The organism is Psychrobacter sp., from assembly GCF_036731945.1.
Lineage (GTDB): Bacteria > Pseudomonadota > Gammaproteobacteria > Pseudomonadales > Moraxellaceae > Psychrobacter.
This window is the reverse complement of record NZ_DAINDI010000010.1, coordinates 24,854-36,466: the sequence shown is the minus strand read 5'-3', so window position 1 is coordinate 36,466 and position 11,613 is coordinate 24,854. Positions and strand designations below refer to the sequence as shown.

The window sequence follows — 11,613 nt, the reverse complement described above, 5'->3', positions numbered from 1 at the left end:
CACATCGACGAATACATCTTGTCCTGCGCTCAAGCTACCACGAATATCAACGCGCGTCGGATCGGCAAACTGCACACCCGCTTCTTGTAAGTCTGCTACTAACTTGCCCTGCCATGTGCGCTCTAAGCTGGCAAGCTGTTGGCGGTTGTTGACGCCTTCAATCTCAAAGCTATGTTCAGGCTCAATCGCGACAATATTAATGCCTTCAGCGACGGCCATTTTAACGATATCGGTGAGATAGTATTCTTGCTGCGCATTGTCGTTAGACAGCTTTGGCAGATATTTATGCAATAATGCATTATCAACGCAGTAAATACCGCTATTAATCTCTTGGATTTTTTGTTCATCGGCGTTGGCATCTTTTTGCTCAACGATGGCTTCAATATTGCCGTCTTTATCGCGTTTGATACGACCAAGACCAAATGGGTTGTCTACCGTCAAGGTCAACATCGACATACCGTCAGTATTGGCAGATTTTAAAGCTGTTAACGTCTGGCAGCTGACCAATGGCACATCACCATAGAGAATCAGACTTTGGCCTTCTTTTGGTAATTCGGACAGGGTGACTTTTACTGCATGGCCTGTGCCTAATTGTTCAGTCTGGGCAATCCACGTAATCGGCAAATGCGCATATTGCTCATTAATGTCTGCTTGCACTTGCTCGCCGCCAAAACCATGAACAATAATGGTGTCATCAACGGTCAATTGATGACAAGTATCAAGCACATGACCGAGTAACGACTTGCCAGCCAGTGTCTGTAGCACTTTTGGCTTGGCTGATTGCATACGCGTGCCTTTACCAGCCGCGAGGATAATTACTGAAAGAGGAGCTGTCATAGTATTCCTAAAAAAGAGCCTACAAATGTAACAAAATATATGTTTGGATTATAACGCAAATTACGATTTAACTAAAACGCTATGTCGTGACATCTTTGTAAATTAATTGTGACGTTAGCTGTCTATAAATCTACCTTAAGTAGCAAGCGATCAAAAATCTAACCGCTAAATAGGTGAGCGATATAAAAGGTAATAAAGTAGAAGTATTTATGGTAAAAACGTTTATTTGAGGCTTAAAGGATAAGCTTAAGTTTAAAAGCTAAAAGGGAAGATAAAGGTATAAATAATCACCCAAACGGCTGCTGCCATCACACCGGCAATAATATCATCGAGCATAATACCCAGACCGCCCGCGACTTTTTTATCCGCCCAGCCAATCGGTGGCGGCTTAATAATGTCAAAAAAGCGGAATAATATAAAGGCGATAATAATCGCTACGATAGTAGGCATTTGGGTGATATTTTGCCAAAAAATGCCGTTGGCGATACCCATGTAAGATAGCGGCAGTAGGGTAAGCCACATACCAGCCCACTCATCCCAAACGATGTGCGGGTTATCGTGACCGCCCATCAGCTCTGAGGTACGACCGCATATCGCATTACCAAGCAAACAAGCTAAAATGGTAATCATCAAAAATGGCACAAAGCCTAGGCTTAATAATGGTATCGCAACGATTAAAGCACCAACCGTACCCCAAGTACCGGGTGCGCGGCGTGGCAGACCACTGCCTAGGCCGATACCAAGCCAATAAATCGAACGGTCAAGCATACTGGCATTGGCAGGTAGAGGCGGGCAATCATTGGCTTGTCGGATATCGGGCTTAGATAGGTTGTGATCAATCATGGGTTAACCTGCAAAATGTTGATAACCCGTCAGATTGGGCCAAGTAGGGAATGGGGCGGGATATGTCGGTGTGACTGCTAGGCCTTGATAAAAAATCTCTGGTCGTACATTTGTAGCAGCATCTGCCTTGTTTACGGCTATGACTTCACCGATACAGGTGACAGGCGTGTTGCTATTATTGTCAATCGGTGGCTCGATATGGGCAGGCAAGGTAAAAGCCAGCTCATAATCATCACCGCCCGCTAACTGACATAATAGGCGCTCAGATAGATCAACGCTTGCCAATGCTTTACTGGTAGGCAGCTGCTCAAGGTGAATGCGCATACCAACGGCACTTTGCTCACAGATATGCCCAAGGTCTTGATACAGACCATCAGAGATATCTATCATCGAAGTTGCGCCAATTGTCGCCACTGCTGCCCCTAAGGCAATACGTGGCGTTGGCATATGCAGCCGATGGGCAAGCTCTATTCCCTGAGCATTATCAGGATGCTGTAAAGCATATGCAGCATCGCCAAGCGTCCCCGAAACATAAATTTTATCGCCGACTTGCGCGCCTGAGCGGTAAACAGCTGGTGTGGACGCAGCAAGCAAACCTTGTGCGCTGACACTGAGCACTAAGTTATCACTGCGCGTGGTATCACCGCCAATAAGGATGACACCAAATAACTGGCAGGCGTGAAATAAACCTTTGGCAAATTCAGTCAGCCATTGCTCATTGGCCAAACGCTCAGGTAAGGCCAATGCCAATAGAATACTATGCGGCGTTGCGCCCATCGCAGCAATGTCTGAGACATTCACTGCGACCGCTTTATAACCAATTTGAAAGGCTAACTGGTTTACGTCATTCCAATCGGCACTAAAATGCCGCCCTTGAACGAGGGTATCAATACAGCTAACCAAGCGTGCACCTGCAGGCAAGCTCATTACTGCCGCATCATCACCAATGCCTTTTTCGACATTGCGTGCTTCAGCAGTGCTGGACAATGACGGTTCAGCTTGCATTTGCGAAAATATACGCTCAATCAGCTCAAACTCGTTCATGGCTAGTCTTTATTGTTTTCATTAGGAGTAACAAGGTTTGAATCATGTAAGCCTACGTCAGCTGCGTTACTATTCTTATCATTGCTAACATCATTGGTAGATGGGTTTTCTTCTACAGCGCTTTCTTCTGCAGATTTGTCATTAACAATATTATTTGGCGCTTCATTTTTTGCGGCGTCGTTTTTCTTATTGATCTTATAGTCCATAATATTCGCTAGGGCTTTACTCGCGCTATTACGTTTAACACTGGCATTATTGGCACTGATACGTGGTTTGTTTGAAGCAGTTGATGTGCTGTCGAGTTCAGACTCAGCAGTGCTTTCACTGGCTTCTGCAACAGCAGTAGATTGAGCTTCAGTCTGCTTAGTATTTGCTTGTGTTGCCGCTTTTTGCGAGGTGCGTAGATTGGCTTTGCTATCGGCATCGACTTCAAGCGCGCGCAATTCAATCGCCATTTTATCAAGGACGGCATTAATCAATTTATGGGCGTCAGTAGCGCCAAAGTGATTGTTTAGCTTCATCGCTTCATCAAGCACGACTTTATACGGAATCTCTAAGCGGTTTTGTAGCTCATACGCCCCAATCAATAAAATAGCATGTTCAACAGTGTCCAATTTATTAATGTCACGGTCAAGATGCTGACTGATAAGGGAATCTAGCGCCTCGATTTGTTCTGGAATATCGCGCATCATTTCATGATAGTAGCCGATATGAACGGTATGCATGGCATTGGTCGCGCGCGTACGGGCAGCGATATCATGCGGCGCATTGTCCTTCCAGCCAAGCTTGCCGTCTTTATCAAAACGGCGGTCGGTAACCAACCACTCATATAGGCCTTGCATCGCAAAGCGGCGAGCCTTACGCACAGCAGTGTGGCTAGTCTTATAAGTCGTTTCACTCATATCAAAGGTTTGCTCACCCGCACTACTGCTCGCGAGACGAGTAGCTTCAGCTTGTGCATCATTGGCTTGGGCGGTTTGTGCAGCGCTAATGGCGCGCTTGAGTTGGTCAGTCATAGGGGGTCAATACCTAAATTTTAAATAACTATCATTTTAAACAACTATCTTGGCGCAAATAACAGGCTTGGCAAAGACAGCAAGTTGTAAGAAATAGTATAAAAGTTGTTAAATAGTAGACGACTGGCAGGCTATGACAGTCGGATATTAAAACGGTGCTTTATAGAACTGTTTATAGTGCTTTTTACTATAGCATTGGCGCTGCGGTCTATATCAAAGATGACATAAACGCCCGCGCCAATTAAATGACGATTAACAGGTTATAAAATGAGGACTTAATTACGCGTCATCATTATTATCATAGTCATCAGCAATATCTAGCTGTGATAGAACCGCTAGCATCTCAAGCACAACCATCGCCGCTTCTGAGCCTTTATTACCAGCTTTGGTACCAGAGCGCTCAATCGCTTGCTCGATGCTGTCAGTGGTCAATACACCGTTGGCAACAGGGATATTATAATCAATTGCAACGCTGCTTAAACCTTTGGCAGATTCGCTAGCGACAAAGTCAAAATGCGGTGTGCTACCACGGATAATCGCGCCTAACGCAATGATGGCGTCAAAGCGATCAGACTCAGCGGCGCGCTGAGCAACGAGTGGCAACTCAAAAGCACCCGGCACGCGAATCACAGTAATGTTGCTACCCAATACGCCATGACGCAGTAGGGCATCGATTGCGCCATCTACCAATGATTCAACGACAAAACCGTTAAAACGACCGACGACGATACCAATGCGGGCATCTTCATTTTGATGCAAATTGCCATCGATATGGGTAATATCATTGCGCTGCTGTTGTAAATTTGACATAAGAAAATCCTTTGAGTAAGTAGCGTTTAAAACAAAATTTTTATGTAAAATCTCGATTGTTTTCAATAGTTAACTGACAAAAATAAATAAGTAGCGCTATGATAGCATTTTTTGCACAGGCATTGATATTTTAGCAATCTTAAAGACGCATCTGTATGCCTTGTTCGGCCATATATGCTTTGGCCTCCTGCACGGTATATTCGCCAAAGTGAAAAATGCTGGCCGCAAGCACGGCATCGACGCCACCTTCTAATACGCCTTCTGCTAAATGTTCTAAATTGCCAACGCCGCCTGAAGCAATAACAGGCACATTAACGCGGCTGGTAATCTGCTTCATTAAAGCTAAATCATAGCCTTTTTTGGTGCCATCGCCATCCATTGAGGTGACCAATAGTTCGCCAGCGCCAAGCTCCGCCATTTTACTTGCCCAAGCAACCGCATCAATGCCTGTTGGTTTACGACCGCCGTGGGTAAATATTTCCCAACGTGGCATAATAATGCCATTAACTTCAATATCTTCAACGCGTTTGGCATCGATAGCGACAACGATACATTGATTACCGAATTTCTGCGCCGCCTCTCCAACGAACTCAGGGGTAAATACCGCCGCAGAATTGATTGCCACTTTATCCGCGCCGGCATTGAGCAAATTACGAATATCAGCGATTTTACGCACACCGCCACCAACTGTTAGTGGTACAAACACAGTTTCTGCCAAACGCTCAACGGTATGGTAAGTGGTATCACGCTCATCATTGGTCGCCGTAATGTCTAAAAAAGTAATCTCATCGGCGCCTTGCTCATTATAGCGTTTGGCGACTTCAACGGGGTCACCTGCGTCTTTGATATCGACAAATTGCACGCCTTTGACCACACGGCCATTATCCACATCCAAACAAGGAATGATACGCTTTGCTAACATAGGGTCTTTCACCTTATAATCAATTTATCCGTAAGCGCTAGTCTAGCAAAATCGCCGCCATATCAGGCAGCTTTTCGCAAGATTATTATGCTTTTAACCAAAGTTTGCTCATGCGCGGTACAATCACTGTCATTACCGTAGCCATTTACTTTCTTATTCCATTGCCATAAGTGAGATGTCATGTCCGTCTATACCCAGTTAACCGATGATCAGTTTGCCGCTTTTTGCCAGCGTTTTGGCGTGTCATTTGCGCGTGCCATTCCGATTACCCAAGGTATCAAAAACTCTAACTGGTTTATTCAGACGACTGACGATGTAGATGGCGCGCACTCTTATGTGTTTACCTTATTTGAAGAGCGTCCACCAGAAGACATCGAAAAGATGGCGGTCATCCTCAATCAATTGGAAGGTAAATTGCCAGTCGCTGCGCCGTTAGCATTGCTTGATTTAGGCGCTGATAGCGCAGAAAAATGCTATGTCATACGCTATGATAATAAAGCGATTACGCTAGTGCCTTGTTTGGCTGGCGCGCATCCACAGCAAACCACGCAAGTAATGTGTCATGAAATTGGCGCCGCTTTAGCCATGCTACATGAGACTTTGCAAGCATTACAGCCTGCGGAAGAATATGGCGTGCCTTTATATCCATGGGTGGAAGTACGCGACCGTGAAATGCAGTTTATGCCCGGTGACGAAGCCAAATTGATGAGCGATATTTGGCGCGCTTACTCAGATTTGCCGCTTACGACGTTGCCAAAAGGCTTATGCCATTTAGACATGTTCGCTGATAATACCTTATGGGACTTATCGTTAAGTAATAGCCAAAAAGGCGCAGCGCGTTTAACGGGATTGTTAGACTTTACCGAAGTCAGCGTCGAGCATTATGTGATGGATATTGCCATTACCATTAATGATTTTTGTACGACTTGGGGCGATGCCGAGCAGGGCGAAACTGTCAATTTTGACCGCAGTAAAATGGCGGCTTTTTTGCAAGGCTATGAATCCAAACGTGCGCTTGGCGAAGATGAAAAACGGGCCTTACCAGTGATGCTCGCCAAAGCGGCGGTGATTTTTTGGCTATTGCGTTTGAACGTTATCCATTACAACCGCACCGAAGGTCGCACTGGCGATAACATCATGGTCAAAAACCCTGACCTGATGAAACGCTTGGCGGCTTACCATTGGTCACATGTTGAAAAAGCGCAAAATACGGTCTTTGTATTGTTAGATAATGAATCAGCGGCGCAAAAAAACACTCAGATAATCGGTATTTTTAGCAATATCACCCAAGCTGAGCAAGCACGTGATAAATTAAGTAATAGCAGTGATTTTGCAATCAAAGAATATACGCTCGACCAATTGGCATAGATTGTTATTGTTCGACCATTCCTGTATCAAAACCATAAAGGCAAATCCCATGACCGATCAAGTTGATAACTGGCACAAACTGGCACGCTACGATACCAATATGCAAGGTGAGCTGCATGCCAACCTGCTGCGTAATAACGGCATTACGGTGTCTCTGCAACCGCTGAGTGCCATGCCGGGTATGAATTCTGGGATTGTGCTGTGGATACAAGATACAGATTTGGCGCATGCGCAGCGTATTTTGGCGAATATCGATACCGATGGGGCAACGCCTTATGAGATGTTTGATGAAGTGTCAGAAGCTACTCTAAACCCTACTTTAAATTCTGCAAAAGACAATAACGGCGGTGAAGTATAAATGTGTCAACTCTTAGGAATGAACTGTAATACCCCAACCGATATCGGTTTTAGCTTTGCAGGGTTTCGCCGTCGCGGCGGCATGACCGACAGTCATGAAGATGGCTTTGGCATTGCGTTTTTCGAGCGCAGTGAATGCGCCAATAATGATAAAACAGCCAATGCCTCGACTGGTCTGCGTCTGTTTCATGACAATCGACCAAGTCATTTGTCGCCCGTTGCCGACTTGGTGAATAATTATCCGATTAAAGCGATGAACGTGATTGCCCATATCCGTAAGGCGACCCAAGGGCAGAATTGCTTGGCGAATACCCACCCCTTTGTCCGTGAAGTCTGGGGCGAGCAATGGGTATTTGCCCATAATGGGCAGATGAATAGCGAGTTTATTAAACGCTGTCAGCGCCTGCAAGATAATGGCAATGCGTCACATTGCCAGCCAGTCGGTAATACCGATTCTGAAATGGCGTTTTGCTATTTGGTCAATCGCCTAAAAAGCAGCTTTAAAACTCGCCCAGATGATCAAACGCTGTTTAATTTTTTAACCACCCAATGTCGTTATCTATCCGCAAACGGTTTGTTTAATTGCCTAATCTCAAACGGTCGATGGCAATTGGCTTATGCTGGTAGCTTATTGTTTTATCTAACACGTAAAGCGCCATTTGGCGAAGCAAAACTGGCAGATGATGATTTGGCCATTAACTTTGGTGATGTGACTACCGATACCGATAAAGTCACGATATTGGTCACCGTGCCATTGACTGAAAATGAAAAGTGGCAACAGTTGGCAGTTAATGAATGTCTGATATTCCAAGATGGCGACGTCATTTATAAAGACAGCCCAAGCCAGCGTAAGTTTTTGACCATTGACGAAGGCATTACGGTAGCACGCGCGGTTGGGGCGAGTGTTTAGAATTGGCAAGTATTTAACGTTGATTAAATATCAGTTAGATATAAGTGCCACAACAACGCTTAAACTTCTCACCTGACACACAAATACACGGCTGCTTTTGGCTGACGGTCATTGCGACCGTAGGATCTAAGAAATACCAACGTACATCATTATTGAGTTTGTCTGTTACTTTTACAAAGGCAGACAACTCATGATGCGCCTGTAACTCATTAGACGTCTTAAAGTAAGCCTTAAACTCAACCTGCGCATGGCGTTTACCTAGCTTTGGCGTATGCGTAATGATTTCCAATCCTGCCCAAACCGTTTCTTTTGCCCAATTCTCAATAGCCTGAATATCTAGCAATTTTTGCTGCGCGGGTAGCGTAGTCTTGACGATGTATTCTGGTTTAACCAACACAAACGCGCTATAACGCGATCGCATAAGAGGCTCAGCAGAGTCTGGCTTTGCACCGTCAATTTTATCAGCTTCGTTATTTAAAAGCCCGTCATGATAAGGCTGACAGCAGTCTTGATAAAGTAACGGTGCGCTAATGTTATCCGATGACGGATTGATTTGGCAAGGGCAGATTGGTAGGGAAAGTGACATTATTTACTCGAGTTATTGGTCATTTTTTAACAGTTTTATACATTTCAATTGAGCCAGTTTTTTATCAATTCTGGCCATAGCCCCAGTTTAAGCTTGGCCCAAGGCGCGGGGTCACGTAGCTGCTGCCAAAACTCAGCAAATGGCGGCGCAAAATAGACCAAGAGCGCAAGGATGACGTACAGGAGCAGATACCACCATTTATCTTTATGCTGATAAAACTTCATCGCTGTACCCGATGAGCGCTTCATTTTCATATTGGACAAATTCACACTATATAACTCATCCAATGTCAAATGCACCATGGCGCCGCCGAATAAAAATAAGCCGTAAAACCAACTGACAGTTAATGGCAGATGTAAAATATCGTAGCTGATATAGGTCATCCCAAGCCCCATTATCGCCATATAGGGTACCGAATGAATGACGCCGCGATGCACGGTCATGTTGGTAAAAATCGAAAATACCACATAACGCATAAAGCCGTAGCCCGCCAGCCACAATGCAATGAGCGCCAATAAACTCAGCTCACTGCGCCAATGCATGACCAGACCAAAGGCAAAAATAAACGAGGTAATATTAAAGCCAAGTTTAATCGGTGTGGAGTTATCAGAATCCAAATCGGGAAGTAGCCCACCAATGGTGCCAAGCGCCACGCAAACTAAAAACCCCGAATCATCAATCAAGCCTGCTTTATAAACCGCGAGACTCATCGTACCACTTGCCATGAATGCAACATTTAAGTGGGTGTTAAAATTTGCCATAAAAACTCATCAATAAATAGCGCGCGAAATCTGTATTTCGAGCGGCTTGTCTAGCCGTAAAAAAGCGCTCCATGATACCATAGCCACGCCAGTCGTCTAATAGAGATAGTCAATATGACCGCCACCGATTTACCTGCTAAACCTGAATTAGATATACATCGTGATACTGCTTTTAATGAGCGGTCTGTATGCGACAGCAGATTTGATGACAGCTTTGCTGCTATTGATTGGCAAGCGCCATGGCTGTGTCATTTACATCAATTGGCCTACCTAAGCAAAAGCATTACCCAACTCAGTGTGTTACAGACTGACACCGCGAATGTCGATAAAGTTGAAAATACACCTGATATTATTGCAAAGGTATTGAATAGCGCATTACAGAAGCATGCTGACGCCTTACAACAGTCATTACCGCAAACCAAACCTGCGCTAAACAATCAAGCGCACACCTTACAATTCGTCTCGCAAAAGGCGCTGCCAGCAGGCGAAGCGTACGAGAATTTTATCGGCACTACCGGCAATATTCCGACCCGTGATAATTTGCATGATTTATTTAACGGTAGCATTTGGCTCACCTTTCCCAAGACTAAAGCCCTGCTCAATTATTATCATATGCTTGAGATTAAGGAGCAAGGTATTGGCGCCAGTCGTGGCCGTGTCCGCGATACCATTACCGTTTTTGATGAAAATGGCGCGATATTGGTCACCGCTGAGTCTAGCATCGGTGAGGCGTTGATTGATTTTAAATGGCAGGCAAGTTTGGTTGCACCGCGTGACAAATGGGATAACCCAAAACAACTTAATAAGCAAGCTCAAGCAGCAGTTTATATTTTTGGTCATGCACTGTTAGAGAAGCTACTGTACCCACGCAAGGCATTGTGCGCCCATAGTATCGTAATAAATGTCACGCAAGATTTTTTTGCCTTATCGCTATCTGAGCGTATTAGCCATTTGGATCAAAAAGTGGCCGATTATATGGACGCGCTTTTATCACAGCCGGATGTCACCCCGCGCAAACTGTCGCCATTGCCCATTTTGGGTGTGCCACACTATTGGGCAGAAAATGTCCAGCCGAGCTTTTATGATGATAGCCACGTTTTTCGGAGCGGTCGTCGTAGTCAAAGTTAAAAGATACGGGCACACCTTGTCAGGTAAACGTTGAATTTTAACTGCTAAAGCATTGTCGTGGTTACGATTGTGCCACGATACAACACCATCTAGTCGTTAACAAAGCGCTCCTTATTTGTTATGGTAAAAGGACGTTAGTGTTAAACGCTAAACAGATGCATATATCTTTTGTTAATGGCGATTTTGTTCACCTTACCGTTATCGATAAACATTTATTAAAATAAAAGCACCGTTAACTATTGTACTTAGCACTTGTTAGAAACGAGCGCTTATTAAAAAATAGGTGTCGCCATTCGATTTAAGCATATTCATTTAAATTAAGAAGAAATAAGCCACCAGTTATCAGCATAAATTGCCATGCATTCACAGTCGTATGAATGGCATAAGGATTTATGCTTAGGATCTATAACAACGATAAGGAAGCTACCATGAGTGATATTTTTAATGTAAAAGACACGATTGAAGTCGCTGGCAAGGAGCATGCTTATTATAGCTTGCCGAAGCTGACTGACACTTACGAGAACATCAGCAAACTGCCATTTTGCATGAAAATCGTCTTAGAAAACCTACTGCGTAATGAAGACAACGGTCAATCCGTCGGCAAAAACCACATCGAAGCCGTTGCCAATTGGGACGCTGGCGCAGAAGCGTCAAAAGAAATCGCCTTTATGCCAGCGCGTGTGGTCCTGCAAGATTTCACCGGTGTACCATCAGTGGTAGATTTGGCAGCGATGCGTGATGCGGTGGTTGAGCTTGGCGGTCGTGCTGAGCAGATTAACCCTTTTATCCCAAGTGAGTTGGTGGTTGACCACTCTGTACAGGTCGATGCTTATGGCCGCGAAGATGCGCTAGATTTAAACGAAAAGATTGAGTTTAAGCGTAATAACGAGCGTTATGAGTTTTTACATTGGGGCAAGAACGCCTTTAAAAACTTTGTCGTTGTGCCACCAGCAACGGGTATTGTGCATCAGGTCAACTTAGAATATTTAGCACGCGTGGTAATGGCTGCTGAAGTAGACGGTGAGCTGACC

General features: G+C 44.7%; 13 protein-coding genes. 5 read left to right on the top strand and 8 right to left on the bottom strand.

All coding sequences use genetic code 11. The features are described 5' to 3' along the window. The 6 genes from V7D75_RS03450 to hisF all read right to left on the bottom strand — a co-directional run. Window positions 1-837: NTP transferase domain-containing protein (locus V7D75_RS03450; protein ID WP_333613420.1), on the bottom strand; the 837-nt coding region annotated here is incomplete at its 3' end. 252 nt (window positions 838-1,089) lie between these two features. Next, window positions 1,090-1,680, bottom strand: coding sequence for a phosphatidylglycerophosphatase A family protein (locus V7D75_RS03445; protein WP_333613419.1), 591 nt, complete (start codon window positions 1,678-1,680; stop codon window positions 1,090-1,092). Between the two features lie 3 nt (window positions 1,681-1,683). Continuing rightward, window positions 1,684-2,724, bottom strand: coding sequence for a thiamine-phosphate kinase (gene thiL / locus V7D75_RS03440; protein WP_333613418.1), 1,041 nt, complete (start codon window positions 2,722-2,724; stop codon window positions 1,684-1,686). Window positions 2,725-2,726: 2 nt separating this feature from the next. Continuing rightward, complete coding sequence (nusB, locus tag V7D75_RS03435; protein ID WP_333613417.1) at window positions 2,727-3,740, bottom strand: transcription antitermination factor NusB; 1,014 nt, start codon at window positions 3,738-3,740, stop codon at window positions 2,727-2,729. A 279-nt stretch (window positions 3,741-4,019) separates the two neighbouring features. Continuing rightward, window positions 4,020-4,550, bottom strand: coding sequence for a 6,7-dimethyl-8-ribityllumazine synthase (ribH, locus tag V7D75_RS03430; protein WP_102077446.1), 531 nt, complete (start codon window positions 4,548-4,550; stop codon window positions 4,020-4,022). Window positions 4,551-4,689: 139 nt separating this feature from the next. After that, on the bottom strand, window positions 4,690-5,472 hold the full coding sequence (gene hisF, locus V7D75_RS03425) for an imidazole glycerol phosphate synthase subunit HisF (protein ID WP_333613416.1): 783 nt from the start codon (window positions 5,470-5,472) through the stop codon (window positions 4,690-4,692). A 180-nt stretch (window positions 5,473-5,652) separates the two neighbouring features. Here hisF and V7D75_RS03420 point away from each other — a divergent pair, with 180 nt between their 5' ends. From V7D75_RS03420 to V7D75_RS03410, 3 genes are read left to right on the top strand one after another with little or no spacing between them, the layout of a single operon-like run. Beyond that, a complete protein-coding gene (locus V7D75_RS03420; RefSeq protein ID WP_333613415.1) occupies window positions 5,653-6,840 on the top strand; it encodes a homoserine kinase in 1,188 nt (395 codons plus the stop codon). Window positions 6,841-6,889: 49 nt separating this feature from the next. Continuing rightward, entirely contained in the window at window positions 6,890-7,198 is a 309-nt protein-coding gene (locus V7D75_RS03415) for a hypothetical protein (RefSeq protein WP_333613414.1), read from the top strand. Continuing rightward, window positions 7,199-8,107, top strand: a complete 909-nt coding sequence (locus V7D75_RS03410) for a class II glutamine amidotransferase (protein ID WP_333613413.1) — start codon at window positions 7,199-7,201, stop codon at window positions 8,105-8,107. Window positions 8,108-8,141: 34 nt separating this feature from the next. Here the strand turns inward: V7D75_RS03410 and V7D75_RS03405 are convergent, their stop codons facing one another. Further along, entirely contained in the window at window positions 8,142-8,693 is a 552-nt protein-coding gene (locus V7D75_RS03405) for a YchJ family protein (protein WP_333613412.1), read from the bottom strand. Window positions 8,694-8,737: 44 nt separating this feature from the next. Next, the gene (locus V7D75_RS03400; protein ID WP_333613411.1) at window positions 8,738-9,454 is read right to left on the bottom strand and encodes a hydrolase; all 717 of its coding nucleotides are present in this window, start codon (window positions 9,452-9,454) and stop codon (window positions 8,738-8,740) included. Between the two features lie 114 nt (window positions 9,455-9,568). On the opposite strand from V7D75_RS03400, the gene V7D75_RS03395 reads away from it, so the two are divergent. Together V7D75_RS03395 and V7D75_RS03390 are read left to right on the top strand one after the other, a co-directional pair. Further along, window positions 9,569-10,582, top strand: coding sequence for a DUF3025 domain-containing protein (locus V7D75_RS03395; protein ID WP_333613410.1), 1,014 nt, complete (start codon window positions 9,569-9,571; stop codon window positions 10,580-10,582). A 428-nt stretch (window positions 10,583-11,010) separates the two neighbouring features. Further along, window positions 11,011-11,613: aconitase family protein (locus V7D75_RS03390; RefSeq protein ID WP_333613409.1), on the top strand; the 603-nt coding region annotated here is incomplete at its 3' end.

Excerpts from the sequence above, each read along its gene's own strand:
- V7D75_RS03445 (WP_333613419.1), bottom strand. The coding sequence starts at position 1,680 with ATGATTGATCACAACCTATCTAAGCCCGATATCCGACAAGCCAATGAT.
- thiL (WP_333613418.1), bottom strand. The coding sequence starts at position 2,724 with ATGAACGAGTTTGAGCTGATTGAGCGTATATTTTCGCAAATGCAAGCT.
- nusB (WP_333613417.1), bottom strand. The coding sequence starts at position 3,740 with ATGACTGACCAACTCAAGCGCGCCATTAGCGCTGCACAAACCGCCCAA.
- ribH (WP_102077446.1), bottom strand. The coding sequence starts at position 4,550 with ATGTCAAATTTACAACAGCAGCGCAATGATATTACCCATATCGATGGC.
- hisF (WP_333613416.1), bottom strand. The coding sequence starts at position 5,472 with ATGTTAGCAAAGCGTATCATTCCTTGTTTGGATGTGGATAATGGCCGT.
- V7D75_RS03420 (WP_333613415.1), top strand. The coding sequence starts at position 5,653 with ATGTCCGTCTATACCCAGTTAACCGATGATCAGTTTGCCGCTTTTTGC.
- V7D75_RS03415 (WP_333613414.1), top strand. The coding sequence starts at position 6,890 with ATGACCGATCAAGTTGATAACTGGCACAAACTGGCACGCTACGATACC.
- V7D75_RS03410 (WP_333613413.1), top strand. The coding sequence starts at position 7,199 with ATGTGTCAACTCTTAGGAATGAACTGTAATACCCCAACCGATATCGGT.
- V7D75_RS03405 (WP_333613412.1), bottom strand. The coding sequence starts at position 8,693 with ATGTCACTTTCCCTACCAATCTGCCCTTGCCAAATCAATCCGTCATCG.
- V7D75_RS03400 (WP_333613411.1), bottom strand. The coding sequence starts at position 9,454 with ATGGCAAATTTTAACACCCACTTAAATGTTGCATTCATGGCAAGTGGT.
- V7D75_RS03395 (WP_333613410.1), top strand. The coding sequence starts at position 9,569 with ATGACCGCCACCGATTTACCTGCTAAACCTGAATTAGATATACATCGT.